Source organism: Ruegeria sp. D1(2025), from assembly GCF_056536425.1.
This window is the reverse complement of sequence record NZ_JBQFPO010000007.1, coordinates 141,428-167,766: the sequence shown is the minus strand read 5'-3', so window position 1 is coordinate 167,766 and position 26,339 is coordinate 141,428. Positions and strand designations below refer to the sequence as shown.

22 protein-coding genes are annotated in these 26,339 nt (G+C 58.5%); 11 read left to right on the top strand and 11 right to left on the bottom strand.

Annotation, left to right across the window (positions count from 1 at the left end; translation table 11 throughout):
• The first annotated feature begins 26 nt into the window (after positions 1 to 26).
• Positions 27 to 1,136 (top strand): transporter substrate-binding domain-containing protein, encoded by a 1,110-nt coding sequence (locus ACR1XU_RS16535; RefSeq protein ID WP_170611179.1) that lies wholly within the window; start codon positions 27 to 29, stop codon positions 1,134 to 1,136.
• A gap of 469 nt (positions 1,137 to 1,605) precedes the next feature.
• Here the strand turns inward: ACR1XU_RS16535 and ACR1XU_RS16530 are convergent, their stop codons facing one another.
• The 7 genes from ACR1XU_RS16530 to ACR1XU_RS16500 all read right to left on the bottom strand — a co-directional run bounded on the left by ACR1XU_RS16530 (position 1,606) and on the right by ACR1XU_RS16500 (position 10,241).
• The gene (locus ACR1XU_RS16530) at positions 1,606 to 3,819 is read right to left on the bottom strand and encodes an NADP-dependent isocitrate dehydrogenase (RefSeq protein WP_480907882.1); all 2,214 of its coding nucleotides are present in this window, start codon (positions 3,817 to 3,819) and stop codon (positions 1,606 to 1,608) included.
• A 231-nt stretch (positions 3,820 to 4,050) separates the two neighbouring features.
• Entirely contained in the window at positions 4,051 to 5,076 is a 1,026-nt protein-coding gene (locus ACR1XU_RS16525; RefSeq protein WP_480907880.1) for a trans-3-hydroxy-L-proline dehydratase, read from the bottom strand.
• Between the two features lie 9 nt (positions 5,077 to 5,085).
• A complete protein-coding gene (locus ACR1XU_RS16520) occupies positions 5,086 to 6,327 on the bottom strand; it encodes an NAD(P)/FAD-dependent oxidoreductase (protein ID WP_480907878.1) in 1,242 nt (413 codons plus the stop codon).
• Positions 6,324 to 7,256 carry a 4-hydroxyproline epimerase gene (locus tag ACR1XU_RS16515; RefSeq protein WP_480523458.1) on the bottom strand — a complete coding sequence of 311 codons (933 nt, stop codon included), beginning with the start codon at positions 7,254 to 7,256 and terminating at the stop codon, positions 6,324 to 6,326. Before ACR1XU_RS16515 ends, ACR1XU_RS16520 begins: the two co-directional genes overlap by 4 nt.
• A complete protein-coding gene (locus ACR1XU_RS16510) occupies positions 7,247 to 8,206 on the bottom strand; it encodes a dihydrodipicolinate synthase family protein (protein WP_480907875.1) in 960 nt (319 codons plus the stop codon). Before ACR1XU_RS16510 ends, ACR1XU_RS16515 begins: the two co-directional genes overlap by 10 nt.
• Positions 8,207 to 8,379: 173 nt before the next feature.
• Positions 8,380 to 9,438: an ABC transporter ATP-binding protein gene (locus tag ACR1XU_RS16505; protein WP_480907873.1), complete on the bottom strand. Its 1,059-nt coding sequence runs from the start codon at positions 9,436 to 9,438 to the stop codon at positions 8,380 to 8,382.
• Positions 9,435 to 10,241, bottom strand: coding sequence for an IclR family transcriptional regulator (locus ACR1XU_RS16500; RefSeq protein ID WP_170611200.1), 807 nt, complete (start codon positions 10,239 to 10,241; stop codon positions 9,435 to 9,437). The genes ACR1XU_RS16505 and ACR1XU_RS16500 overlap by 4 nt, the downstream gene beginning before the upstream one ends.
• A gap of 140 nt (positions 10,242 to 10,381) precedes the next feature.
• On the opposite strand from ACR1XU_RS16500, the gene ACR1XU_RS16495 reads away from it, so the two are divergent.
• From ACR1XU_RS16495 to ACR1XU_RS16450, 10 genes are all read left to right on the top strand, one after another.
• Entirely contained in the window at positions 10,382 to 11,641 is a 1,260-nt protein-coding gene (locus ACR1XU_RS16495; RefSeq protein ID WP_170611203.1) for an ABC transporter substrate-binding protein, read from the top strand.
• 97 nt (positions 11,642 to 11,738) lie between these two features.
• Positions 11,739 to 12,662: a carbohydrate ABC transporter permease gene (locus ACR1XU_RS16490; protein WP_480523450.1), complete on the top strand. Its 924-nt coding sequence runs from the start codon at positions 11,739 to 11,741 to the stop codon at positions 12,660 to 12,662.
• Position 12,663: 1 nt separating this feature from the next.
• Positions 12,664 to 13,512 carry a carbohydrate ABC transporter permease gene (locus ACR1XU_RS16485; protein ID WP_170619379.1) on the top strand — a complete coding sequence of 283 codons (849 nt, stop codon included), beginning with the start codon at positions 12,664 to 12,666 and terminating at the stop codon, positions 13,510 to 13,512.
• Entirely contained in the window at positions 13,509 to 14,849 is a 1,341-nt protein-coding gene (gene melA / locus ACR1XU_RS16480; protein ID WP_480907871.1) for an alpha-galactosidase, read from the top strand. The genes ACR1XU_RS16485 and melA overlap by 4 nt, the downstream gene beginning before the upstream one ends.
• Positions 14,850 to 14,907: 58 nt before the next feature.
• Positions 14,908 to 16,614 (top strand): IlvD/Edd family dehydratase, encoded by a 1,707-nt coding sequence (locus ACR1XU_RS16475; protein ID WP_480907869.1) that lies wholly within the window; start codon positions 14,908 to 14,910, stop codon positions 16,612 to 16,614.
• A complete protein-coding gene (locus ACR1XU_RS16470; protein ID WP_480907867.1) occupies positions 16,614 to 17,381 on the top strand; it encodes an SDR family NAD(P)-dependent oxidoreductase in 768 nt (255 codons plus the stop codon). Before ACR1XU_RS16475 ends, ACR1XU_RS16470 begins: the two co-directional genes overlap by 1 nt.
• 4 nt (positions 17,382 to 17,385) lie before the next feature.
• Positions 17,386 to 18,279 (top strand): 2-dehydro-3-deoxygalactonokinase, encoded by an 894-nt coding sequence (locus ACR1XU_RS16465; RefSeq protein WP_480907865.1) that lies wholly within the window; start codon positions 17,386 to 17,388, stop codon positions 18,277 to 18,279.
• Entirely contained in the window at positions 18,276 to 18,881 is a 606-nt protein-coding gene (locus ACR1XU_RS16460; protein WP_480907863.1) for a 2-dehydro-3-deoxy-6-phosphogalactonate aldolase, read from the top strand. Before ACR1XU_RS16465 ends, ACR1XU_RS16460 begins: the two co-directional genes overlap by 4 nt.
• Entirely contained in the window at positions 18,878 to 19,738 is an 861-nt protein-coding gene (locus tag ACR1XU_RS16455; RefSeq protein ID WP_480907861.1) for an SMP-30/gluconolactonase/LRE family protein, read from the top strand. Before ACR1XU_RS16460 ends, ACR1XU_RS16455 begins: the two co-directional genes overlap by 4 nt.
• A complete protein-coding gene (locus tag ACR1XU_RS16450; RefSeq protein WP_480907859.1) occupies positions 19,735 to 21,654 on the top strand; it encodes a beta-galactosidase in 1,920 nt (639 codons plus the stop codon). The genes ACR1XU_RS16455 and ACR1XU_RS16450 overlap by 4 nt, the downstream gene beginning before the upstream one ends.
• Positions 21,655 to 21,692: 38 nt before the next feature.
• Here the strand turns inward: ACR1XU_RS16450 and ACR1XU_RS16445 are convergent, their stop codons facing one another.
• From ACR1XU_RS16445 to ACR1XU_RS16430, 4 genes are all read right to left on the bottom strand, one after another.
• Positions 21,693 to 22,970, bottom strand: coding sequence for an ABC transporter permease subunit (locus tag ACR1XU_RS16445; RefSeq protein ID WP_170611232.1), 1,278 nt, complete (start codon positions 22,968 to 22,970; stop codon positions 21,693 to 21,695).
• Positions 22,967 to 23,887, bottom strand: coding sequence for an ABC transporter permease (locus ACR1XU_RS16440; protein WP_170611235.1), 921 nt, complete (start codon positions 23,885 to 23,887; stop codon positions 22,967 to 22,969). Before ACR1XU_RS16440 ends, ACR1XU_RS16445 begins: the two co-directional genes overlap by 4 nt.
• Before the next feature lie 12 nt (positions 23,888 to 23,899).
• Positions 23,900 to 25,012, bottom strand: a complete 1,113-nt coding sequence (locus ACR1XU_RS16435; protein WP_170681330.1) for an ABC transporter ATP-binding protein — start codon at positions 25,010 to 25,012, stop codon at positions 23,900 to 23,902.
• A gap of 116 nt (positions 25,013 to 25,128) precedes the next feature.
• The gene (locus tag ACR1XU_RS16430) at positions 25,129 to 26,253 is read right to left on the bottom strand and encodes an extracellular solute-binding protein (protein WP_170611241.1); all 1,125 of its coding nucleotides are present in this window, start codon (positions 26,251 to 26,253) and stop codon (positions 25,129 to 25,131) included.
• Positions 26,254 to 26,339: the final 86 nt, after the last annotated feature.

Below are 26,339 nucleotides of genomic sequence, written 5' to 3'. Positions count from 1 at the left end.
CACAAGAAAGTCTGGAGGAAGTGGACATGTTTAATATTGATCTGAAGAAAGTGGTAATGTCGGCCACCGCCGTCACAGCCCTGAGCGCAACTGCGGCGGCGGCACAGGAAGCCTGTACCAACTACACCGTAGAGGATGGCGATACGATGGCAACCATCGCCATCGCGGCTTATGGAACGTCGAACTATCAGCCGATCTTCAACGCGAACCGCAACGTCATTACGAACCCGAACGCACTGGAACCGGGCCTGGTTCTGGCCCTGCCCTGTGAGGACGGCAGCCTGCCCAACGGTCAGACCGCACAGGAAATCATCGCGGCGGAAGAACAGCGCGCGGCCAGCGTAAAGCGGTCGAGCGTCTACCAACCGCCGATCAAACTGGTCACCGGCAATGGCTGGGCACCGTTTGCCGATGAATCGCTGAACGGCGGCGGTGCAATCACCCGCCTGGGCACCACTGCCCTGCAGCGTGGCGGCAACGCCCGCGACTATTCGGTCAGCTTCGTGGACGACTGGAACTCGCACCTGGAAACGCTGCTGCCTTTGGGGGCGTTTGACGTATCCATGGCGTGGAACATGCCCGACTGCACCAACCGCACCTACGAATGGTCGTGGGAAACTGAAGTGCGCTGCACCCAGTTCGACTCGTCCGTTCCGGTTTATGACATCGTGGTCGGGTTCTACACCCTGCCGGAAAGCAGCTATGCAAGCGCGACAACTTTCGAAGAGCTGAAAGGGTCCACCATCTGCCGCATGGACGGCTGGTTCATCCACGATCTGGAACAGGAAGGCCTGCACAACGGCGAATCCATGACCCTGATGCAACCCATCACCGCGCGCGAATGCCTCGACGCTGTTCTGACAGGTACCGCCGACGTCGCGACGTTCGAAGTTCAGTTGTTCTCGGACACCATGGTCGAAATGGGCCTGAACCAGAACGACATGGTGGAAAACCCCTTCGTGACCTCGCTGTCTTCGCTGCGCTTCATCAGCCACCGGAGCAACCCGTTCGGCAAGCAGTATCTGGCGATGCTGAACAAGGGCCTGAACGAAATGCGTGAATCCGGCGAATGGTACGCCATCGTTTCTGACACGCTGCGCGAGCACAACGAGAAACTTATGGCAGCTTCGAACTGATCCCTCGGTTCAGCTGATACACTGGGGCCGGTTCCGCAACCGGCCCCTTTTTTGTTCGTGATAACCCAGTGCCCTGGCCTGGACATGGTGGTTGGGCGCCGCATCACGGAACTGAAAGAAGCCTAAGCTGATCGCCTTTTTGTCCTTTGTATCCGGGATTATTCTGGACACGGTGACCGTCGGACGGCGGGAAATGAAGCGGCTGCATTATCTCAGCCTGCCGGCGACAATATCCAAATAACGGCACTCGGTCTGCTTTCGGACGGGCAAAAAACACCCCAACTACGGGAAACCCCCAATATCGGAAGCTGCCGGGTTTGATATTCTGACCCCAACAGCACCGGTGAGGCCTGAGCCTCTCCACTCACTTGAAAAGGGACTGACTTTGGGGGTCAGTCCCTTTTTACTTGTCTCATTGAAAACTTACTATCCGTGAAGGGCCGCACCGGTGGGCGCGGCCCGGATAATCTTACCCGATAATGGCGTTCAACGTCGCGCTGGGGCGCATGACCCCAGCTGCCTTGTTCGGATCTGCGTGATAGTATCCACCCAGATCGGCGGGCGCGCCTTGCGCCGCAGCCAGTTCGGACAGGATTTGCTCTTCCTTGTCGGCAAGTTCTTTGGCAACCGGGGCAAACTCGGCGGCCAGATCGGCGTCATCGGATTGCGCAGCCAGCGCCTCGGCCCAATATCGTGCAAACCAGTAGTGGCTGTCGCGGTTGTCGGGCTGGCCAACCTTGCGGCTGGGCGATTTGTTGTTGTCCAGAATGCCTTGCGTCGCGGCTTCGGCTGCAGCCCCTAGAACACCCGCCTTGGCGTTGCCCTTGCTGTCGGCCAGGAAATTCAGCGATTCACCCAGCGCACAGAATTCACCCATCGAGTCCCAGCGCAGGTGGTTTTCCTCCACCAACTGCTGCACGTGTTTGGGCGCCGAGCCACCCGCACCGGTCTCAAACAGACCGCCGCCATTCATCAGTTTGACGATCGACAGCATCTTGGCCGACGTGCCCAGTTCAAGGATCGGGAACAGGTCGGTCAGGTAGTCACGCAGGACGTTGCCGGTGATCGCGATGCTATCCTTGCCTGCTGTAATGGTCTCCAGCGACTGACGGGTCGCCTCACGCGGGGCCATGATCAGGAACTTGTCCGCGACGCCAGCCGCCTCAAGCGCCGGTTTGACGTATTTGATCAGCTCTGCGTCATGGGCGCGGTTTGCGTCCAGCCAAAAGATTGCTTCGGAACCGGTCAGGCGCTGACGGTCCATCGCCAGCTCAATCCAGTTCTCAATCGGAGCTTTCTTCACAGTGCAGGCACGCCAGATGTCACCCTTTTCAACCTCGTGCGAATGCAACGTCTCACCATTGGCCAGAACGATACGGATCGTGCCATCGGCGGGTGCTTGGAAGGTGGTCGGGTGCGAGCCGTATTCTTCCGCCTTCTGCGCCATCAAGCCCACATTGGCCACGGCACCGGCAGTTGCCGGGTTCAGCGCGCCGTTGGCTTTGAAGAAGTTGATGGCCTCATCATAGACGGGCGCATAACAGCGGTCGGGAATCACGCAGTTGGTGTCACCCTTCGCGCCGGTTTCGTCCCAGCCCTTGCCGCCTGCGCGGATCACGGCGGGCATCGACGCGTCGATAATCACGTCCGACGGGACGTGCAAGTTGGTGATGCCCTTGTCGCTATCGACCATGTACATCGACGGACGGTCCGCCTTGATCGCGTCGATCGCGGCCATGATGTCGGCCTTGTCCTTCACGCGATCCAACAGATCACCCAGACCAGAGTTCGGGTTCACACCCAAGGCATCCAGTTCCGGGCCAAACTTCTCGAACACCGGTGCCAGCCATGCCTTGACCGCATAGCCGAAGATGATCGGGTCACTGACCTTCATCATCGTCGCCTTCATGTGCAGCGAGAACATGGTGCCATCTTTTTTAGTGTCCTCGATGGCGTCCGCCAGGAACGAAGACAGCGCCTTGACCGACATGAAGGTCGCGTCGGCAACAGTGCCTTCGGCCAGAGGCCAGGCATCTTTCAGAACGATCACGCTGCCGTCCTTGCCAACAAATTCGATCTTGGCATCACCCGCCTGAGCAGCCGTGATAGTTGCCGATTTCTCATTCGCATAGAAATCGTTGCCAGACATGGAAGACACTTTGGTTTTGCTGTCCGACACCCACTCACCCATCGAATGCGGGTTCTTCTGAGCGTAGTTCTTGACCGCACGGGCCGCGCGACGATCCGAGTTGCCCTCACGCAGTACCGGGTTAACAGCCGAACCTTTGATGGCATCATAACGTGCGCGGATCGCCTTTTCCTCGTCAGTCGAAGGCTCTTCGGGGTAGTTCGGAATATTGTAGCCCTGCGATTGCAGCTCTTCGATGGCTGCAACCAGCTGCGGGACCGACGCCGAAATATTCGGCAGCTTGATCACATTGGCATCCGGCGTCTTCACCAGCTCACCCAGTGCGGCCAGATCATCGGTGATACGCTGATCTTCGGTCAGGTTCTCGGGGAAGGTTGCCAGAATGCGGCCCGCCAGCGAAATATCCTTGGTGCCGACACTCACGCCAGCGGCCGAAGCGAACTTGCGAATGATGGGCAGGAACGATGCGCTCGCCAGCTCCGGCGCTTCGTCTACAATGGTATACAATATATCGAAGTTCGATTTTTCTGCCATATTCCCTTACCTTTTTTAAGCCTTTCAGGGGCGTGCGATTCAAGAGTTGATGCCACATCAACGTGGCGCGGCAGGGGCACGATCAGGATGCTGCCCCTTGGTTACTCTGATTTGACAGGGCCTCCCATAAAACAGGATGGCCCCGGGATCAATCACCGGAACGCGCGCAAATTGACACGGGGTTGGGTGAACCAGATGAAACGGCGCAGAAAAAGGGTCGGCCTTGCTGCCTCAGACGCCCCAGGTGTCGCTCAGACGATAGCCGCCCGGCCAAGGGTCATCGGGATCCAGCATGTGTTGGTGAATGCCGGTAATCCAGCCCTGGCCGCTGATCTCCGGGACAATAGCCGCGCGATCGCCAAGCCGTGTTGCCTCGACGATTCGACCGGTAAAACGCGAACCGATGATGGAAATGGCTTCGAACGTTTGGCCGACCTGCATCTGTCCTTTGGCGGCCATCAACGCCATGCGTGCCGAGACCGCCGTGCCGGTGGGTGAGCGATCGACTTTACCCGGTTGAATGGCCACGGCGGACTTGCCGCGCACCCCTTCGGGAGCTTCCTCCAAAGGACCGCAGAAGGCACAGAAGGAGATGTGATCCCAATCCGGGTTTTCGGGATGGGAAAAACCAATCTGTTCATTCGCCGCATTTGTGATTGCAACACCCATACGCGCGATATCACGCGCCTCGTCTTCGGTGATCTCAAAGCCCAGAGCGGCGGCATCGACGACGACGAAACTGTCGCCTCCAAAGGCCGTATCGACCTGCAACGTTCCCACGCCCGGAACTTCGAGTGGAACGCCAAGCTTGTCGGCAAAGCTGGGCAGGTTCTGCACAAAGATACGTCTGGCCTTGCCGCCCTCGCACTCGGCCCGGACACGGACCAGGCCGCCAGGCGCCTCCAGCGTCAGATGGGTTTCGGGCTCCTGCATCGGGACGATGCCGCCATCCAGCAACACGGTCGATACGCAGATCGAATTCGATCCGGACATCGGCGGCGTATCTTCAGGTTCCATGATGATGAATCCCGCATCAGCGTCAGGATGTTTGGGCGGCACCAGCAGGTTTACATGCCGAAATACTCCGCCCCGCGGTTCGTTCAGGACAAAATTTCGCAGGGTCTGATCTTTTGCGATGAACGAACGCTGGTCCCACAGCGTGTCGCCCGGCGGCGGCGCGACACCGCCAACGATCACATCCCCGACCTCGCCTTCGGCATGGGCTGAAATCACATGAATTGTCTTCACGCTGCGCATGAGGGCTCCTTAAAACCGGGTAGCAGAAAAAGGATCAGGGGAAATCTCAGGAGTATCATCGACAAGGAGGTCGGCGACCATTTCAGCGGTCCCTGCTGACTGTGTCAAACCCAGATGACCATGGCCAAACGCATAAATCACATTGCGGGAACGGCGTGCAGGGCCGATCACCGGAATACTGTCCGGTAGCGACGGGCGGAATCCCATCCATTGCGTGCCACCTTCGGTCCTGAGCCCCGGCAGGAACTGCGTCGCTTTTTGCAAAAGGGTGTCCGCCCGCCGGAAGTTCGGCGGCAGTTTCAGCCCACCAAGCTCGACAGCACCCCCGATGCGCACGCCGCCGTTGATGCGACTGGCCACGAATCCGTGGCGGGAAAAGGTCAGATGCATCCGCAGATCGAAGGCGCCCTCGGGCAGGGTCGTGTTATACCCGCGCTCGGTCTCCAGCGGGATGTGATCGCCCAGAGTGCGCGCCAGTTCATGCGACCACGCACCGGAAGCGACGACAACCTTGTCGGCCTCAACCGTTCCACCGGCATGGCTCAGTTGCACCGATGTGTCCCGGGGAATAACGGCGCTAATTTCCATTTGCTCGATCCGGCCGCCGCGATCCAGAAACGCTTGCGCCAGATGGCCTACCCAAGTTTTTGGATCGACCGTGTTCATCCAACCCGGTGTGAAACCGGCATGAGTAAAGCGGGGGCTGAGACCAGGCTGCAACTCGGCAATGGCTTCACGGTTTTCCAGCAGTTCAAACGCGATCCCGTGACGGCGGCGTGTTTCCCATCCAGGCAGGTTGGCACGAAACTCTGCCTCGCCTTCGTAAAGCTGCATCTGACCATCCCGCTGAATCAGCGCCTCGCCATCGACGTCCGAAATCAGACGCTCCAGCGCAGCGCCCGACAGGCGCATGAGGCCCGCCTGTGCGGCCAGAAGCTCGTGATACCGGCGCGGACGGCTGGCCTGCCAGAACCGCATCATCCAGGGCGTGATCTTCAGGGCATATGCAGGGGGAATTGACAAAGGCCCCAGCGGATCCAGCAACCATTTAGGTGCCTTGCGCATGATGCCCGGCGTCGCCAGCGGCTCGACCTCGGTCAGGGCAAACGCTCCGGCATTGCCGGCAGAAGCCTGCGCCGCGACGCCTTCGCGGTCCAGCACGCGGACATTATGACCCCGACGCTGCAGCTCAAGCGCAGTTGTTATGCCGATGACACCGGCACCGATTATCACCACGTCCGAATGCGTCACGTCGCAATCCCATCTTTGAACGGATCATTTTCGGCAAAGATCAGCTTCGCCTCGGCCATGACATGGGCCTGCCCGGTAATCGAGGGAATGACACCTCCATTCGGGCCCGGCTGATAAGACAGGCGATAGGTGCTTCCGATCACAGATTCCTGCACGATCTCCTCGCCCGGGGCCAGTTTTCCATCCGCCGCCAAACAGGCCAGCCGTGCCGAACTACCGGTGCCGCAGGGCGAGCGGTCGTAATTGTCATCCGGACACAGAACAAAGTTGCGGCTATGAACGCCATCCGTCGAAGACGTTCCCTGAAAGATCACATGATCAACGGGTTCACCTTGTTCGCCGCCAATACCCTGCGCGATCGAGGCTTCGCGGATGGCCACGGCCATATTCGTCAGCTTTGCGATATTCCCGACACAAACCGGAATTGGGCTGGGATCGACAATGAAGAACCAGTTGCCACCATAAGCCAGATCGCCCGTCACTGGCCCGTACTCTGGCACGTCCATGGTGGCTGAGCGCTGTACCCGGCGGCTTTCGATGTTTGTGACGGTCACCGTGTTTGCGTCATGCAATTCGACCGTCACCACCCCCGCAGGAGTTTCGATGCGATGGGTGCCCTGCCCGATCCGACCCAAGTGGGCCAATGTCACGGTCAGACCAATGGTGCCATGACCACACATGCCAAGCACTGCGTCAACGTCAAAATAGATCACGCCGGTCACACAAGTCGGATCAACCGGTTCGACCAGCAATGCGCCAACCATGGCCGGTTGCCCGCGCGGCTCGAGCATGATGGAGCGGTAAAACTCCTCATGCTCGGTTGCCAGTCGCCGGGCTCGTTCCGCAATGGAGCCATTGCCCAGATCAGGTGCGCCATCCAGGATCACCCGCGTGGGCTCGCCCCCGGTATGGCTGTCGATCACATGCATTCAGCGATCACCCCGCCCTGCGCTGACCAGTCGGCGAACCAGTTTTTGAACAGTTCATACTGCTGTTCACAATAGTTGCGCTGTGCATCATTCAACTCATCGCTTTCGTTAAAGTGCAGGCGGTATTCCGGTTCACCGTTCAGCACTAACAGATGCTTGTAATAGAGCACCAGATCGGGGCCTTCGTCAAAGCTGGAAAGAACATGGAACGCCTCGGTCAATTCCTGAGCGCGCAATCGGGCCTCGGCGCTTCCGGTCGCGGCTTTTTGCGACAACGCCGCCAGCAACAGCGCCTCACGCGGCAGCGCATTGCCGATTCCTGTAATCGAACCGGTCGCGCCACAGTTTACAAAGCCATGAAAGACTTCGGTATCGACGCCTACCATCAGAGTCACATTGTCATCCTGACTGGTGATGTTCTCTGCTGCGTAGCGCAGATCGTCCTTGCCACCGAATTCCTTGAACCCGATCAGATTGGAGTGTTCGGCCCGCAGCGCAAAGAACAACTCGGCGCGGGTGGCGAATCCGTAATAGGGGCTGTTGTAGATCACGGCAGGAATGTCGGGCGCCGCAGTAAGAATATCTCTAAAATGGTTCTTCTGCGCCGCCGGCGAACTGCCACGTGACAGAACGCGCGGGATCACCATCAGGCCGGCGGCGCCCACTTTTTGCGCGTGGGCGGCATGGGCCACGGCGGATTTTGTGTTAATGGCCCCGGTGCCCACGACAACCGGAAGTCCGGCGGCAACCAGACGCTCGACCCCCTCCATCCGCTGTTCGTCGGTCAGCAGGGGCCAATCCCCCATCGAACCGCAATAGACAACTGCCGACATCCCTGCATCGATCATCTCCTGACCCTTGCGGACCAGTGCGTCATAATCCGGTTTGCGGTCCGGTGTGCAGGGCGTCATGAGGGCGGGCATGGTGCCGGTGAAGACATTTTTTGACATGGGGCAAATCCTTTGGAAGCAGCGTTTCGTACGGCAGGAGGAAATCAGGTCAGAGCCGTTTCGAATCGAAATAACGGATATTGGATACAAAATCCATAAAAATTCTGCGCCAAAGCAAAACGCGCCGAACCGGTGGCGCGACGCGCTGTTTGATCAGGGTTTGGGTGTCAGATTCAGCGCAGGCGCTGCCCGGTTTCCGGGTCGAACAGTAATGCGCGGTCAGGTCGGACCGATATGCCAATTCGTTCGCCCTGCGTGCTGCGTTGATCGTCGCGTTCTTCGACAATCAACCGGTCGCCATTTGGCGTTACCAGGTAAGAATACGACACCCCGCCAAGCGCTTCGGTCAGGTCAACGGTGCAGGTCTCGCTGCCGCGATCAATCTGGATATGCTCTGGCCGAATGCCCAGTGTGACCTTGTCGGCCCCCGAAGGCACGGACGCCGTAACCGGAATCGACTGATTGAGTGCAGGATGACTGACCTGACTATCAACGACATCGCATTCCAGAAAATTCATCGCAGGCGAGCCAATGAAACCGGCCACAAACCGATTGTCCGGATCACGGTACAAATCCATCGGAGCGCCGACCTGTTCGATCCGCCCGTCCCGCAGCACAACAATCTTGTCGGCCATGGTCATCGCTTCGACCTGATCGTGCGTGACATAAATCATCGTCGCGCCGATTTCGTTGTGCAGTCGCGCAATCTCGACCCGCATCTCGACCCGCAACTCGGCATCGAGGTTCGAAAGCGGCTCATCAAACAGGAACACTTCGGGCCCGCGAACAATGGCGCGCCCGATGGCCACCCTTTGCCGCTGGCCACCCGACAAAGCCTTCGGCTTGCGTTTCAGGTACTGGTCCAGCTTCAGAATTTCCGATGCTTCGTGCACCTTCTTGTCGATTTCGGTTTTCGAGACGCCATTCATGCGCAAACCGAAGCCCATGTTTTCCGCCACCGACATGTGCGGGTAGAGAGCATAGGTCTGAAACACCATTGCCACGCCACGTTTTGCCGGGTCCATATGGGTTACATCCCGCGAACCGATGTTGATTTGCCCTTCGGTCGTTTCCTCAAGCCCGGCGATCATGCGAAGAAGGGTGGACTTGCCGCAACCTGACGGACCCACAAATACGCAGAATTCACCATCTTCGATCTCAAGATCTATGCCGTGAATGACCTGTGTCTGGCCGTAGCGCTTGATCGCGCCGTTTAGAGTTACTCCGGTCATGTCGCATGCATCCTGTCTTTGCGGGTGGTCCTACGGGATTCTGGGAATTGCCATGCCTGAGCTTCCGCGCCGATCTGATCGGCCACATGGCGGACACGGGGAATCCAGGCTTCGAGCTGGGTGAAATCCATCCGTTCCGTGAAACCGGTTACGGAAATTGCGCCCAACATGCGCCCGCCCGAAGTCAGGATCGGGCATGCGATGCAGATGATGCCGGGCTCGTGCTCTTCATCGTCGATCGCATATCCGCGCTGCCGGATCAGTTCCAGATCCGCGCGCAGCGCCTGTTCCGAGGTCAGTGTCTTGTCGGTAAACCGGTGATAGCTTTGTTGCGACACCGCCTTGGTCAACGCCTCGTCATCCAGATGCGCCAACATCGCCTTGCCGACGCCTGTGCAGTATGCGGGGCCGACTTTGCCAGCTTGCGAGAACATTTCGACCGGCTGCGCTGCGTTACGTTTGTCGACATACAAAACCTGACTGGAATCAAGCTGTGCAAGGTGAACTGTTTCCCCTGTTTCCTGACTTAGCGCGTCGAGAAACGGGCGGGCAATCGGGGCCAGTGAGCTTTGGGTCCAGGCGTCATGCGCCAACCGCACCAACCTCAGGCCAGGTGCATAGGTCTGACGGTCGGGATCGTAGGACAGCATCCTTTGGTGGGTCAGCGATTGCAGAAACCGGTACAACGTCGCCTTGGGGAAACTGCTGTTGTCCAGCAGCTCCGCGAAACGGACCGGGCGTCCGAATGCAGCCACCTGATCCAGCACATCGCATGCTTTCCCAATTGTTCCTTCACCTGCCACGGGCGCTTTTCTCCTCCGTTTGCCCACGGCCGACAGCACGTGGGTCTTGACAAGACTAACCGAGTCGATGTGTAGTTTTCAATATATAAAACTAAGTTTCACTATGTGGAACCTAAATGTGGAAGCTAAGGGAGGAAACCATGCATTCCATCTACAAGCGCACAACGGCCGCGCTGGCCATGAGCGTTGCACTTGCCGTTCCGGCCTATGCCGAACTCACTGGTGAGCTGCGGATTTTCCTGGACACATCCAACCCGGCGCCGCGCGCGACGATGGAAGCGATGATCGGCCGCTTCGCTGAAAAGCACCCGGGGCTGGAAATCGAAACCACAGTGATCGACCGCGAGGCGTATAAGACGCAAATCCGCAACTTCCTGACCGCCGACACGCCGGACGTTGCCACGTGGTATGCCGCCAACCGCATGAAGCCTTATGTCGAAGCAGGCCTGTTCGAGGATGTTTCAGATCTGTGGGCCGAGCCTGAGATTGCTGAAAACCTCGCCTCGACCAAGGGCGCGATGACCATCGATGACAAGCAATGGGGTGTACCCTATACCTACTACCAGTGGGGCGTTTATTACCGCAAAGACATCTTTGATGAGTTGGGCCTTAGCGAACCCACCACCTGGGAAGAGGAACTGGCCAACTGCCAGAAAATCGTCGACTCAGGCCGCGCCTGCTATACCATCGGCACCAAATTCCTGTGGACCGCAGGCGGCTGGTTCGACTACCTGAATATGCGCACCAACGGCTTCGACTTCCACAACCAGCTTGCCAATGGCGAAATCAGCTGGGAAGACGACCGGGTCAAACAAACTTTCGCCAACTGGAAACAGTTGATCGACATGGGCGCGTTCATCGACAATCACCAGACCTACAGCTGGCAAGAGGCCCTGCCCTTCATGGTCAACGGCGAAGCGGCTGCATATCTGATGGGGAATTTCGCTGTCGCGCCGCTAAGGGATGGCGGCCTGACCGACGATCAGCTGGACTTCTACCAGTTCGTGTCCATCAACCCTGATGTCGAAATGGCTGAAGATGCCCCGACAGATACATTCCACATTCCTGCGAATGCATCGAACAAGGAAGCAGCGCGTGAGTTCCTGCGCTTTGTGGTCTCTGCGGAAGAGCAGACCGAAATCAACAATGGCTCGAACCTTGGGCAATTGCCGGTAAACGCACAATCTTCGGTGGATGATGACAAGTTCCTCCAGCAGGGCTTCCAGATGTTGTCGTCGAACAGCCCGGGCGGCGTGGCGCAGTTCTGGGATCGGGATGCACCGGCGGAAATGGCAAAAGTGTCTATGGAAGGCTTCCAGGAATTCATGGTCAAACCGGACAATCTGGATCGTATCCTGGCCAAGCTGGAACGCGCACGTGAGCGCATTTACGAAAACTAATCCGGTCGGGCCGGGCACACGCCCGGCCTGCACCTGAACCTGTGTAAGGCGGGTGCCAACCTGCCTTACTCCTTCCACCTAAACCATGAGTATCCGCATGTCTGCCGTCGACGTCCCCGAACAGGAAAGCTGGTTTCACAGAAATCAGCAGCGCATCGCGCCCTGGCTGTTTCTGGCCCCCGGCCTGCTGTTCTTTATGGTCTATGTGATCATTCCGGTGTTTCAGTCCTTTAACCTGTCGCTTTATGAATGGGACGGTCTTGGTGCGGCTGAATATGTCGGGTTCCGCAACTACGAGGATTTGTACTGGGAATGGGTTGACCGGGATGCATTTTACATCTCTCTCAAAAACAACCTGATCTGGCTGATCCTGTATCTGGCTGCGATTCCCGCCGGCTTGTTCATTGCGCTGTTCCTGAACCAGACGGTCAGGGGCATTCGCCTCTACAAGTCGCTTTTCTTCTTCCCGTTTGTCATCTCTCAGGTCGTTGTGGGCCTCGTCTTTACATGGTTCTACGATCCGACTTTCGGACTTCTCAACGAGTTCCTGGGGTTTTTCGGCGCCGGACCCCTGAATGTCCTGGGAGACGAACGTTTTGTCACCTATGGCATCATCTTGGCGGGCCTCTGGCCTCAAACCGCGTATTGCATGATCTTGTATCTCACCGGTTTGAATGCCGTGGACCCCGAACAGATCGAAGCCGGGCGTCTTGATGGGGCCAAAGGCATGCGGATGCTCTGGCACATCATCCTGCCGCAACTGCGGCCCGCTACTTTCATCGCCTTCGTTGTCACAATTATCGGTGCTCTGCGCAGCTTTGACCTGATCTCAATCATGACGCAGGGCGGCCCCTTCGGTTCCTCCCGTGTCTTGGCTTACTACATGTTCGAGGTCGCCCTGTCCGAATACGGCTTCCGCATGGGGTACGGCGCGGCCATCGCGGTCATCCTGTTCCTGATCATGCTGTGCTTCATCGCTTATTTCCTCTGGTCAATGTACCGCGAAGAGAAGGGGCACTGAGATGTTTCCCAAACCCATCGAAAAACAACCCCGCTCGGCGCAGATTACCTATCAGGCCATGCTGCCCCTGGCGCTGCTTCTGTGGCTGGGGCCTTTGCTGGCCGTCGCGCTGTTCTCCGTCAAACCGGCAGCGGATTTCACCAACGCAAACTACTGGGGCATGCCCTCCAGCTTTGAAGGCGCGTTCAACTACGGTCAGGTATTCTTCAACTCGGACATGCCGCGCTATCTGCTGAACTCGTTCATGATCACCATCCCAACGGTTATCGGAGCGGTCGCGCTCAGCTGCATGACGGGGTTTGCGCTGGGGATCTACAAATTCAAGTCAAACATCTGGATCTTCTTCATGTTCGTGGCGGGCAACTTCGTGCCGTTCCAGATCCTGATGGTTCCCGTGCGCGACCTGACGCTGCAACTGGGTCTCTACAACACCAAAACCGGGCTTGTGCTGTTCCACATCGCCTTCCAGACCGGGTTCTGCACACTCTTCATGCGCAACTTCATCCGCGCCCTGCCCTTTGAACTGATCGAGGCCGCCCGTGTCGAAGGTATCAGCGAATGGCGCATCTTCTGGTACGTCGTCCTACCGCTGATGAAACCCGCTATCGCTGCCCTCAGCGTCCTTATCTTCACGTTCATCTGGAACGACTACTTCTGGGCCGTGGTACTGACCCAAGGCGCAGAAAGCCAGCCCGTGACAGCCGGTATCACAAGTTTCAACGCTCAGTTCCGGGCCGCCTACCAGTTGATGAGCGCAGGCTCGATCGTCGCCGCTTTGCCGCCTGTGGCCATGTTCTTCCTCATGCAGAAACACTTCATCGCGGGTCTGACCCTCGGAGCTGTCAAATGACCAAAATTACCTTTATCGGCGCGGGTTCCACGATCTTCATGCAAAACATCGTGGGCGACGCGCTGCTGACCCCCGCGCTTGCCGACAGCCATTTTGCACTGATGGATATAAACCCGGTGCGCCTGGCGGAAAGCGAGGCCGTGGCAAGGGCGATGATCCGTTCGGTTGGAACCGGCGCGACCGTGTCCACCCACACTGACCGCCGGTCGGCCCTGGATGGGGCGGATTTCGTAATTACCGCGTTCCAGGTCGGGGGATACCAGCCCTGCACTGTCACCGATTTCGAGATTCCCAAGCAATACGGCTTGCGTCAGACCATCGCCGACACGCTGGGGGTTGGCGGCATCATGCGCGGGTTACGGACCGTTCCGGTTCTCTGGGACGTGGCGCAGGACATGATGCAGCTTTGTCCCGACGCGACGCTGCTGCAATACGTCAACCCGATGGCGATCAATACATGGGCCCTGGCGGAAAGATTCCCGTCGCTGAAACACGTGGGCCTCTGCCATTCGGTCCAGAACACGGTCGAGGAACTGGCCCACGATCTGGACTTGCCCAAAAGCGATATCCGCTACCGGGTGGCCGGCGTCAATCACGTCGCCTTCTTCCTGCGGCTCGAGTACGAGGGGTGCGATCTCTACCCAGCCCTGCGGCAAGGCTACGCCACCGGGAAGCTTCCCAAAGCCCCTCTTTTGATGCCGCGTTGCCCCAACAAGGTGCGCTACGAGGTGATGGACCATTTGGGCTATTTCTGCACGGAAAGCTCCGAGCACCTGGCCGAGTACGTTCCGTGGTTCATCAAGGACGGGCGCGATGATCTGATCGAGCAGTTCTCGATTCCGCTGGACGAATACCCGACCCGTTGCGAGGAACAGATCGCCGACTGGCAGCAGAAGGCAAAAACTCTGACTGATGGGGGCAACATAGACGTGATCCGCAGTCACGAATTCGCCGCCGACCTCATGAACGCCATCATCACAGACGAACCTTATACGGCCTACGGCAACCTGCCAAACACCGGCCAGATTCCGCAACTTCCATTGGGCGCTGCGGTGGAAACGCCATGTCTGGTGGACAGCAACGGTGTTCAGCCTTCGATTGTGGCTGATGTTCCGCCACAACTGATCGCCATGATGCGCACTCAGATCAACGTGCAGGAATTGACCGTCCGCGCCCTGACCGAGCAGAACCCGGAGCATATCTATCACGCGGCCATGATGGACCCACACACCGCAGCGGAACTGGACCTGCGGCAGATCCGAGGCCTGGTTACCGATCTGCTGACTGCCCATTCCGACTGGCTTCCCGATTGGTGCCGCCCGGCCCGCGCGGCCTGACCTTCATCTTTTCACAAATACTCAAACCCAACCCGAACCACGAAAAGCAAAACAAGAAATGAAAAAGCGCCGCTCACAACACTGGTACGGAAAACTCGACAAAGATGGGTTCATCCATCGCTCCTGGATGAAAAACCAGGGATTTCCTGATCATGCCTTTGACGGGCGCCCAATCATCGGCATTTGCAACACCTGGTCTGAATTGACACCCTGCAATTCAGGCCTGCGCGATCTGGCCGAGGGCGTGAAACGCGGCGTTTGGGAGGCCGGTGGCTTTCCCGTCGAATTCCCGGTGATGTCGCTGGGCGAAACCCAGATGAAGCCCACCGCCATGCTGTTCCGCAATCTGCTGGCGATGGATGTCGAGGAATCTATCCGCGCCTATGGCATCGACGGCGTCGTGTTGCTGGGCGGTTGCGACAAGACCACGCCGGGCCAGTTGATGGGTGCGGCCTCGGTTGATCTGCCCTCGATCGTCGTCAGTTCGGGCCCGATGCTGAACGGCAAGTATCGCGGGCAGGATATCGGTTCCGGCACCGACGTGTGGAAATTCTCCGAGGCTGTACGCGCGGGGGAAATGACCCTGCAGGATTTCATGAACGCAGAATCCGGCATGTCCCGCAGTGCCGGCGTCTGCATGACCATGGGCACGGCGTCGACCATGGCGTCTCTGGTCGAGGCTATGGGCATGTCGCTGCCCACCAACGCCGCCCTGCCCGCCGTGGATGCCCGCCGCATGGCGCTGGCGCATCTGACCGGCAAGCGGATCGTCGAGATGGTCGACGAAGACCTCAAACCCTCGGACATCCTGACCAAAGAGGCGTTCGAGAACGCCATTCTTGCCAATGCCGCCGTGGGCGGCTCGACCAACGCGGTGGTTCACCTGCTGGCGCTGGCGGGTCGCGTCGGTGTGGACCTGGGCCTTAAGGATTTCGAAATCGGATCCGAGATTCCGCTGTTGGTGAACTGTATGCCGTCGGGTAAATACCTGATGGAGGATTTCTGCTATGCGGGTGGCGTTCCCGTCGTTCTGTCCGAACTGAAACCCTTCCTCCGCCCGGCGAAAACGGTGCTGAACAAAGACATCTCAGCCCACTACGAAGGGGCCGAATGTTTCAACACAGACGTCATCCGCCCCTTTGACGATCCGGTGAAACCCGCCGCGGGCCTGCGCGTTCTGCGCGGCAACCTTGCGCCGAACGGGGCCATCGTGAAACCTTCGGCGGCGACCGATGCGCTGTTGGAAACCGAGGCCGAGGCATACGTTTTCGAAAATATCGAAGACCTGAAAGCCAATATTGACCGCGACGATCTGCCGGTGACGCTCGAAACTATTCTGGTCCTCAAAGGATGCGGCCCCAAAGGTTATCCGGGGATGCCCGAGGTCGGCAACATGCCGATCCCCGCCAGGCTGGTGAAAGAGGGCGTGCGCGACATGATCCGCATTTCCGATGCCCGCATGTCCGGCACCGCATATGGCACAGTCATCCTGCATGTCAGCCCCGAGGCGCAGGCCGGAGGCACGCTGGGCTTGGTCAAAACCGGTGATCGCATCCGGGTTTCCGCCAGCAAGGGCGAACTGGAACTGTTGGTCGATGAAAAGGAACTGGACGCCCGTCGTGCCGCGTGGCAACCGGACGACCCCCATTATTCCCGCGGCTACGCGAAACTCTATATCGACCACGTGCTACAGGCCGATCAGGGAGCAGACCTTGATTTCCTTGTCGGCAAAGACACCCGCCTTGTGACCCGAGAGAGCCACTGATGACCCAAGCCGCCACATTCCACGACCTCAACGGCGCGTCCGTTTTCATCACCGGCGGCGGATCGGGCGTCGGAGCGTCCCTGACCGACGGATTCCTCGCACAGGGCGCAAATGTTGCCTTCATTGGCCGCTCGGACGCCAGCGCTTTTGTCGACGAGATGCAGGAGAAGCACGGGCGCGCACCGCTGTTTTTGCAGGGCGACATCACCGATACAGAGTTGCTGCACGCGACCATGGCAAAAGCCGCCGAGGCTTACGGGCCGATCAAGGTGCTGGTCAATAACGCTGCGAACGACAAACGGCACGGACTATCCGAAACCACCACGGAGTTCTGGGACTGGATGATTGAGGTAAATCTCAAGGCTTATTACTTCGCCTGCCAGGAGGCCGCGCGGCAAATGCAGGAGGCCGGCGGGTCGATCATCAATTTCTCTTCAATCAGCTACATGATGGGCAACGCGGGATATCCGATCTACACCACATCGAACGCCGGGATCACGGGGATGACAAGGTCGCTTGCGCGCGAGTTGGGTCCGCAGAAAATCCGGGTTAATGCCCTGGCGCCTGGATGGGTTCTGACGCAGAAACAGCTGGACATGTGGGCCACGCCCGAGGATTTGGCGGCACATATGGAACGACAGTGTCTGAAAGAGCATCTGACACCGGACGACATGATTGCGCCGACACTGTTTCTGGCTTCGGACGCCAGCCGCGCGATGACGGGGCAGTGCATGGTGGTCGATGGCGGCGTCGTTGTTACGGGGTGAGAACATGAACACAGAATGGATCGCGGTTGATTGGGGAACCTCCCATCTGCGCGCCTGGGCAATGCAAGGCGATTCCGTACTGGATCACGCCCAATCCGACCGGGGCATGTCACGTGTTGCGGGGCGCGATTTTCAGCAGGTCCTGCTGGACCTGATTGGAGGCTGGCTTGGCGCCGGCCCGACCGATGTGGTTGCCTGCGGCATGGTTGGTGCCCGGCAGGGTTGGGTCGAAGCCCCCTACTCTGCGGTTCCGTCCGCGCCGCTTCCGGAAATGCCAATCCGTGTGCCGGGCACTGATCCGAGTATTCGCGCGTTTGTGGTGCCGGGACTAAAACAGAGCGATCCCGCCGATGTCATGCGCGGCGAAGAAACCCAGATCGCAGGATTTCTGGCAACACGTCCAAACTGGGACGGTGTGATTTGCTTGCCCGGGACACACACGAAATGGGTTCAGGTCAGCGCTGGCGAGGTCGTCAGTTTCCGCACGTTCATGACCGGCGAAATGTTTGATCTGCTTCAGGGACAATCGGTCCTGCAACACTCGGTTGGCACCGGCTGGGATGAGGCCGCTTTTGCGGAAGCCGTGACAGACACCCTTTCAATGCCGGAGCAGATGGCGGCCCGTCTGTTCGGCCTGCGCGCAGCCGACCTGCTGCATGGCCAGAGCAAGGACGTGGCGCGTGCGCGCTTGTCCGGTCTGCTGATCGGTGCGGAACTTGCAGCCACGCGCCCCTACTGGCTGGGTCAGCAACTGGCCATCATCGGCGCGGAAGGACCATCAGAGGTGTACGCCAAGGCGCTACAGCTACAAGGTGCGTTTGTGGAAACGGCGGATGCCACTTTGGTAACACTGGCAGGTCTGGCTCAAGCGCGACAACTCACGAGGCAAACCGCATGAGCCGTCCAATCATAGCCATTTTGCGCGGATTGCGCCCGGATGAGGCAGTCCCAGTTGGTCAAGCGCTGCTTGAGGCCGGTATCGACCGGATCGAAGTCCCCCTGAACTCTCCTGACCCGCTGGAGAGCATCCGCATTTTGTCCGCCACCTTCGGCGGTCGCGCTCTTATCGGTGCAGGAACCGTGCTGACACCTGAACAGGCCGAGGCAGTTGCAGCCGCAGGCGGGAAACTGATCGTTTCCCCGAATTGCGATGTGGATGTCATCAGCAAATCCGTTGCGCTGAACATACAAAGCTGGCCGGGCGTCTACACACCAACCGAGGCATTCGCTGCACTTCGCGCCGGCGCCACCGGGTTGAAACTGTTTCCCGGCATTCTTGCCGGTCCCACAGGACTGGCAGCGTTGCGCCCTGTCCTTCCCGACGGAACACTGGTATTTGCCGTCGGCGGAGCGGGCCCGGACAACTTCCGGGACTGGATCAGGGCAGGCGCGGACGGTTTCGGAATCGGATCAGCCCTGTTCAAACCCGGAATGAGCGTCACGGAGATTGCCGACCGCGCCGGAAAGATCGTGGCGGCGTATGATGAGGCCGTGGAATGACCGAAATCTATGACGAGCGTCCCTGCGCGTTGGGCGAAGGGCCGCTCTGGCATCCGGAACGGCAGCAGTTGTTCTGGTTTGACATCCTTAACCGGTGCCTGATGACAAGGGATCAATCCGGGCAAAAAAGCTGGGATCTTGCCGAACATGTTTCTGCAGCTGGCTGGGTGGATCTTGACACGTTACTGATTGCGTCGGAAACGGGATTGTGGCGGCTTGGCCTGAGCAATGGCAGAAAGGAACTGGTCACACCGCTTGAAACCGATAACCCGGTGACACGTTCGAATGACGGGCGGGCTGACCCATGGGGCGGGTTCTGGATCGGGACCATGGGCAAAAACGCTGAACACGGCGCCGGGGCGATCTACAGATATTGGCGGGGTGAATTGCGGCAACTGGTCCCGGACGTGACAATCTCGAACGCGATTTGCTTCGCACCTGACAGGTCCTGCGCCTATTTCGCGGACACCGCTGCCGGGCAGGTGCGTCGTTGGAAACTGGAGGGCAAAACCGGTTGGCCCATTGGCGACAGCTCGGTGTTTCTGGACTTTCGCGAAGCCGGGCTGAACCCTGACGGAGCCGTAACGGATATCGCAGGCAACATCTGGATCGCGCAATGGGGGGCTGGCCGTGTCGCTGTTTACAGTCCCGAGGGCAGTTTTCTCCGCGCGGTTTCGGTTCCGGCCGCCCACACCTCGTGCCCCGCATTCGGTGGTGAAGACCTGACCACTTTGTTCTGCACAACGGCCCGCCAGGGTCTGGATGCGGACGTAATCGAAGCACAACCCACCAATGGCATGACCTTCGCCGCCCGCGGCGCTGGTCAGGGTAGGGCAGAATATCGGGTCATCCTATGAAGCCGGAATTGGGCGTTTGCTATTATCCCGAACATTGGCCCGAAGAGATGTGGCGAGAAGACGCCAGAAGCATGATCGAGGCCGGCCTGCATTGGGTTCGGATCGGGGAATTCGCCTGGAGTAGGATGGAACCCCGCCCGGGAGAATTGCAGTTCGACTGGCTGGACCGGGCGATTGAAACGCTTGGCTCGGCCGGTCTGAAGATTGTTCTGGGTACGCCAACGGCAACACCACCACGCTGGATGCTGGACCGTCATCCGGACATGCTGGCAGTGGACGTTGTGGGGAACCCTCGAAAGTTTGGATCAAGGCGTCACTATTGCTTCAGTCACAAGGGTTACGCGAACGAATGCGGCCGCATCGCCCGGATCATGGGTGAGCGGTACGGGCGCAATCCTCATGTCGTGGCCTGGCAAATCGACAACGAATACGGCTGTCATGACACCACAATCAGCTACAGTCCGGCGGCCTTGCAGGCTTTCCGCCTTTGGCTCGCCGCCGAATACACCAGCATAGACGCGCTGAATGAAGCCTGGGGTAACGTGTTCTGGTCAATGGAATACAGTGAATTCGACCAGATCGACCTTCCAAACCTGACGGTGACCGAGCCGAACCCGGCGCATGTGCTGGCCTTTCGTCGCTTCAGTTCTGATCAGGTCGCGGCTTTCAATAAGGTGCAGGTAGATGAACTGCGTCCGCTGACGGATGCACCATTGCTGCACAACTACATGGGCCGCGTGTTGGAATTCGACCATTTCGCGGTGGGCAAAGACCTCGATATCGCCACGTGGGACAGCTATCCCATCGGTTTTCTGTCTGACAGGCTTGAAGCGGATGAGGATCATAAATCTGCGTTTCTGCAGCAGGGTGATCCGGACATGCAGGCCTTTCACCATGATCTTTATCGTGCAGTTGGTCACGGGCGCTGGTGGGTGATGGAACAACAGCCCGGACCGGTGAACTGGGCCCCCTATAACCCAGCCCCCCTGCCCGGAATGGTTCGGCTTTGGTCCCTTGAGGCCGTTGCCCATGGTGCCGAGGTGATCAGCTACTTTCGTTGGCGGCAGGCCCCGTTCGGGCAGGAACAGATGCATGCCGGTCTGTTGACACCGGACAATCGCCCCGCTCCTGCATTGGATGAAGTCAGGCAGACCGCAGACGTTCTGACCGGATTGGGGGAAGTGAGGCCATCGCGTGCCCCAGTTGCACTCGTGTTCGACTACGCCTCGGACTGGGCTTGGAAAACACAGCCGCAAGGTGCCGGTTTCGATTACTTTCGGCTGGTTTTTTCGGCCTATTGCGCCCTTCGCCGTGCTGGGTTGTCTGTTGATTTCGTAACTTCAGCGGACAAGTCCGCGGAAAAGTACAGGCTGATCCTTGCCCCCGGTCTGGCAACGCTGGATGACGGGTTTGAAAGCAGGCTGTCGGAAAGCTGTGATCTTGCCATCCTCGGGCCCCGAACAGGGGCAATCACATCTGAATTTCAAATACCCCAGACAGGCCGTCCCGGCCTGAAGGCACTTAGTTGCAATGTTGACCTTGTGGAAACGCTACCCCCCAACGTTGACCGCGCGGTCGTCGGCGGCGGAGCTGCGAAACACTGGGTCGACCGCGTGTCAGGGGACGCCCCCAATCTGCTTCTGTTTCAGGACAAGTCCCCGGCGCTGAAAGGCGCTGATGGGCTTTGGTATCTGGCGGGGTTTCCGGACGAGGCCCTTTGGGACCGCGTGATTGCTTTGGCCGCTCAAGAGATTGGCCTGTCCTTGCAACCAATGCCACGTGGCCTGCGCCGCCGCGAAACTGCGGATCACGAGATCCTGATTAACTACAACGCTGATCCCGTGGAATGGAACGGCCATGTAATTGATGGATGCGATGTGATCATCCTAAATCGCAAACCGCCCGAACAAGACTGACTTGTCCGGGCGGTGGTCTGGTGTTGGGCGAGTTACGTCTAGTCGCCGCTGTTCAGGCTGTTGGGGTCAAATGCCCCGCCGAAACCCCCGCTTCCACCGTTCGAATCCGAGGGCTGTTCTTCGGGTTCCGAAGCACCGTCGCTCTCCTCTCCGCCCAGTGTATTTGGCGCGAACACGTTTCCAAAGCCGCTGTTGTTCGACGGTTTCGGAGCCGATTGCTGGGCGTCGCCCTGTTCGGCCTGTTCCGCCTCGCGCTTTTTGCGCTGTTCTTCGCGCTGCTTGCGCAGCTCCTGAATCCGCTGTTCTGCCTCTAGGCGCTTCTCTTCTTTCACATTGGCAATGCACTGCGCGGGGTTATAGGCCGTAGCAGTACCCACAACGGTGATCGTTGCGACCGAGAAGATAACCAGCAATACGGCGGCGGTGTTGCCTGAAAAGAAGCTGGGCAGTTTGATCTTGCCAGCCAATTCCTCAACCGTGGCCTGTTTGCGGGCCGCCGCGACCAGTTCCTGACGTTTCAGCTTTGCCTCGTTCAGCAAGGCAAAAAACACGGTCAGCGCCACGATGATGAAAGCCAGGGCCGAGATCGCAGGCGTGATACCATAGCGGACCTTCTGCGCCAGTTCGATTGTCAGGGTCGGGTATTCACCGAAGGTGAAGGTGGTCGTGTTGTAGTTCTCGAACGAAGCGAGGAACGCCAACACTGCCGCCGACGCAATCGCGGGGCGCATGAAGGGCAACAGAATTTTGCGGAACGCCTGGGCATGGCTTGCCCCGAGATCCAGCGCCGCTTCGGTCAATGCCACATCATAGCGCTGCAGACGCGCTACCAGCACCAGCATGCAATAGCTGGCAATAAAGGTAGACTGGCCGATCACTGTCAGGAAGATACCGTTGGACAGGAAGCTGTCAGCCCCCAGGCCCAGAAACCGGTTGATCCTGTCCCAAAAGACCAGGGTCGAGATACCCAGAACAACACCGGGGATCAGGATCGGCGCGATGATGACGGTGTAGTAGGTCGCCCGAAGCTTGGGCCAGATCTGGGTCAGCATCAGCGCCCCGGCCAGACCCATCGCCACCGACAGGACAACCGTTCCGGCACCGATGATTAGCGAGTTCTTGATGCCATTCAGAATACGCTGATCCTGAAACAGCTCGCCGAACCACTGGAAGGTTAGGCATTCCCACGGACTCATCCTCGGGAACCCGGACGAGTTGAAAGCGGTAATCGACATGATCACCAGCGGGCCCAGCAGGTACAGGAAAAAGATGACCAGATAGACCCAGATGCTTATGCGGAGGAAGGAATTATTCATTTCCCGATGTCCCCCATGTTCACTTTGAACACACGCATCATCGCCAGAACGAACAGGATACAGGTCACCAGCAGCACGATGGCGTAGGCGGCCCCCTGCGGCCAGTCATTGTTGTCGTTAAACTGCTGATAGATCAGCTGCGTGAACCACAGCGACGATGGACCGCCCAGAATCTGTGGGGCGGCCAGCGCACCGGCGGACAGCATGAACACCATGGTACACCCAGAACTGATACCCGGCTTGGCATATGGAATGACCACGCGCCAGTGAATCCGCCACCAGGGCGCACCCAGATCCCGCGCCGCTTCGATCTGGTTTTTGTCCAGACTTTCAATGACGTTATACATCGGGAAGATCATCAGCAGGATGTAGGCATAGCCCAGACCCGCATAAAGCGCGATATCGTTGCGGATGAAGTCGAACGGCGTATCCCAGATCCCCAGTCCCACGAACAGCGTATTCAGAACACCGGTCTCGCCAAAGATAATCCGCAGGGCAAAGGCGCGCAGGATTTCATTGATCCAGTATGGAATGATCAACATGATCGCGAAAATACGGATTTGATTGCCCTCGGTCTGGCCGAGGTAATAGGCAATCGGATAACAGATGATCAGGTTGAAGATCGTCACACAGACCGCCGCGACAAGCGTTCGAAAGAACACCCGCAGATCGACCACGTTATAATCCTGACTACCACCTTCGGGGCCATAGATCAGGTATTTGTAGTTCTCCAGCGTATAAACGTCCTTGGGCCCGCCGATTTCAGGCGGCGGAAGGTTTGGACGGAAAGAGAAGTCCAACATCGACAGCTGAGGCAAAATGATCAGGCCAATGGTCCAGAAGACCACCAAACCCAAAATTGCCAGTCCCATGCCGGTGCCGTTGCGATTGAAAAATTCTTTCAGAAACCGGGGCATAAGTTCTTCCCCTTATTCCGCTGCCAGCTCACCAGCAGGAACCAGAACCGCGTTGCGGGTCTCGTATTCCAGCGTGATGTTCCGACCGGTGTGATCCTCGAAAGACTGTCCGTGGTTCGGGATCGACACTTTGATCTCTTTGCCGCCTTCACCTTCGGTGAAAATGTTAAAGACGTTGCCCTCGAATTCTTCGTGGTTGACGCGGGCAGTGACGAAATGATTGCCCGTTGCACTGTCCGGCGCTATGGCGAAGGCTTCGGGACGGATGAACATCATCGCGTCGTCGCCTTCCTTCATCTTGCCCTGATTGGCGGTCGAAATCCGTGCAACCAGCTCACCCGAGCGGTTGGTCGAAATCAGGGCCTCATTGCCCATCACTTGCTTGATCTTGCCGCGGAAGACGTTGTTTTCGCCCACGAAAGAGGCTGCAAAAGCCGTATTGGGATCGTTGTAAATGGTTTTACCGTCGGCGATCTGGTCGATGACACCTGCTCGCATAACGGCGATGTTGTCCGACATGGTCAGCGCCTCACCCTGATCGTGGGTGATGTAGATAAAGGTGATGCCCACACGCTGTTGAATTTCTCGCAGTTCGGTCCGCATGTGCTGGCGCAGCTTGAGGTCCAGGGCGGACAGTGGTTCGTCCAGCAACAGAACATCGGGTTCGGCACACAGGGCACGTGCGATTGCCACACGCTGACGCTGACCGCCCGACAATTCGCTGGGCAGTTTGTCGCCCTGCCCCGGCAGCGCGATCATATCCAGCAGTTCGTCCGCACGTTTGCGACGTTCGGCAGCGCTGGCGCCCTTGATTTCCATCGAGAAGGTGATGTTTTCCCAGACCTTCATCAGCGGAAACAGGGCCAGGTTCTGAAAGATCAGCGCAGTAGGACGCTTGTTGGGCCCGATCCCCCGCATATTGTTGCCGCCGATCAGGACGTTCCCTTCACTCGGCTCCAGAAAACCCGACACGGCGCGCAGGATGGTTGTCTTGCCGCAGCCCGAGGGGCCGAGGAACGAAAAGAAGTCGCCCCCGTTGATGTTTACGTTCGCATCTCGCACGGCGACAAAATCACCGAAACGGATCCACAGGTTTTCCAGATCGACTCCGACCCCTGCACTCATTTTTGGTATCTCCCTGGAGCACGGCCCGCGACCGTGTCACATTTCTGTCCGTCGCACCGGGGCGGCGTACGGAAACAGCCCCCCGCGCCAGCGCGAGGGGCCAGATTTCAAGGCGATCAGGCGCTCTTGAACTTGTTGACGAACTCGGTCCGGGTTTCCGCGTACCAAGGTGCTTCGGCCGGCCACGGATTGAGGTTGGCCAGCGAGTCGCCTGGATAGGCCTCGGCGAAGTTCTTCTTGTAGGTGTCGCCCGAATATTGGTCGGCACCCAGCACCGGCGAGTTGTAGCCGTGGCTGTCAATTGCAACACCGGCAGGCTTGGCCTGATAGGCAAAGTCGATGAATGCATAGACCTGGTCGATATTCGCCGCACCTGACGGCATCGAAATACCGTCAACCCAGGCCATCGCACCTTCAACAGGCGCCTGATAGTGCACAGGTTCACCGGCAGATTTCAGGGCCAGCGGCGGGCCGTCCCATGTTTGGCCGACAACAACGCCTTCATTCAAAAGACCGTTCTTCTGCGTGTCCGCGTCGTTCCAGATCAGCTTGATCCGGTCCTTGCGCGCGATGCACCAGTCGGCGATCTGACCCCAGACTTTGCGCATGGTCTCTTCGTCGCCATATGCGGCCCAGACCGAACCCGGCTCCATCTCACCGGAACGCTCCATATAAAGACCGGCGCCCAGCATCATCGAGTGCGCACGGCCCATGGTCTTGCCGGCGTTTTCCTCGGACCAGACGTCGCCATAAGACGGTGCGTCGCCTTCAGGCAGCCACAGATCGGTGCGATATGCGATGCCTTCGGTGCCCCAGATATGCGGCAGCCAGTGCGCGCCACTATCGCCGAAGTTCCAGGCATCCGTACCGATCTTCGCCATCGCCGGGTTCACCAGATCAATCGGAACCTTGTTCATGTCAAACGGCTGCAGCAGTTCCAGCGGCTCCCACTGGAGCGAGCGGTTGTTGGTGGGCGAGATGATGTCAAAGCCCTGGCCTTTGGTGGCCTTCATCTTGTTGATGATTTCTTCGTTCGACCCGATACCGGTGTAGTTGACCTTGATACCAGTCAGGGTCTCGAACTCTTCGATGAAGGACGGCGGCAGGTAATCCGACCACATCAGGATGTTGATCTCACCCGAAGATGCCAAAGCGGACTTGCTGTATAGTGGCGCTGCCAGCGCCGCTGCACCGGCCCCTTTAAGGACTGTACGACGCGTTACAGTTTTACGGTTTTCCATTGAGTGTACTCCCATTGTTGGAACGACTTGTTTTTGTTTTGTAGTCGCAGGCTAGAACTTTGCGGCAAGCCTGTCAGGCCAAAAGT

Excerpts from the sequence above, each read along its gene's own strand:
- ACR1XU_RS16515 (WP_480523458.1), bottom strand. The coding sequence starts at position 7,256 with ATGCATGTGATCGACAGCCATACCGGGGGCGAGCCCACGCGGGTGATC.
- ACR1XU_RS16485 (WP_170619379.1), top strand. The coding sequence starts at position 12,664 with ATGTTTCCCAAACCCATCGAAAAACAACCCCGCTCGGCGCAGATTACC.
- melA (WP_480907871.1), top strand. The coding sequence starts at position 13,509 with ATGACCAAAATTACCTTTATCGGCGCGGGTTCCACGATCTTCATGCAA.
- ACR1XU_RS16530 (WP_480907882.1), bottom strand. The coding sequence starts at position 3,819 with ATGGCAGAAAAATCGAACTTCGATATATTGTATACCATTGTAGACGAA.
- ACR1XU_RS16460 (WP_480907863.1), top strand. The coding sequence starts at position 18,276 with ATGAGCCGTCCAATCATAGCCATTTTGCGCGGATTGCGCCCGGATGAG.
- ACR1XU_RS16510 (WP_480907875.1), bottom strand. The coding sequence starts at position 8,206 with ATGTCAAAAAATGTCTTCACCGGCACCATGCCCGCCCTCATGACGCCC.
- ACR1XU_RS16495 (WP_170611203.1), top strand. The coding sequence starts at position 10,382 with ATGCATTCCATCTACAAGCGCACAACGGCCGCGCTGGCCATGAGCGTT.
- ACR1XU_RS16490 (WP_480523450.1), top strand. The coding sequence starts at position 11,739 with ATGTCTGCCGTCGACGTCCCCGAACAGGAAAGCTGGTTTCACAGAAAT.
- ACR1XU_RS16430 (WP_170611241.1), bottom strand. The coding sequence starts at position 26,253 with ATGGAAAACCGTAAAACTGTAACGCGTCGTACAGTCCTTAAAGGGGCC.
- ACR1XU_RS16435 (WP_170681330.1), bottom strand. The coding sequence starts at position 25,012 with ATGAGTGCAGGGGTCGGAGTCGATCTGGAAAACCTGTGGATCCGTTTC.
- ACR1XU_RS16535 (WP_170611179.1), top strand. The coding sequence starts at position 27 with ATGTTTAATATTGATCTGAAGAAAGTGGTAATGTCGGCCACCGCCGTC.
- ACR1XU_RS16505 (WP_480907873.1), bottom strand. The coding sequence starts at position 9,438 with ATGACCGGAGTAACTCTAAACGGCGCGATCAAGCGCTACGGCCAGACA.
- ACR1XU_RS16440 (WP_170611235.1), bottom strand. The coding sequence starts at position 23,887 with ATGCCCCGGTTTCTGAAAGAATTTTTCAATCGCAACGGCACCGGCATG.
- ACR1XU_RS16450 (WP_480907859.1), top strand. The coding sequence starts at position 19,735 with ATGAAGCCGGAATTGGGCGTTTGCTATTATCCCGAACATTGGCCCGAA.
- ACR1XU_RS16455 (WP_480907861.1), top strand. The coding sequence starts at position 18,878 with ATGACCGAAATCTATGACGAGCGTCCCTGCGCGTTGGGCGAAGGGCCG.
- ACR1XU_RS16465 (WP_480907865.1), top strand. The coding sequence starts at position 17,386 with ATGAACACAGAATGGATCGCGGTTGATTGGGGAACCTCCCATCTGCGC.
- ACR1XU_RS16475 (WP_480907869.1), top strand. The coding sequence starts at position 14,908 with ATGAAAAAGCGCCGCTCACAACACTGGTACGGAAAACTCGACAAAGAT.
- ACR1XU_RS16525 (WP_480907880.1), bottom strand. The coding sequence starts at position 5,076 with ATGCGCAGCGTGAAGACAATTCATGTGATTTCAGCCCATGCCGAAGGC.
- ACR1XU_RS16445 (WP_170611232.1), bottom strand. The coding sequence starts at position 22,970 with ATGAATAATTCCTTCCTCCGCATAAGCATCTGGGTCTATCTGGTCATC.
- ACR1XU_RS16470 (WP_480907867.1), top strand. The coding sequence starts at position 16,614 with ATGACCCAAGCCGCCACATTCCACGACCTCAACGGCGCGTCCGTTTTC.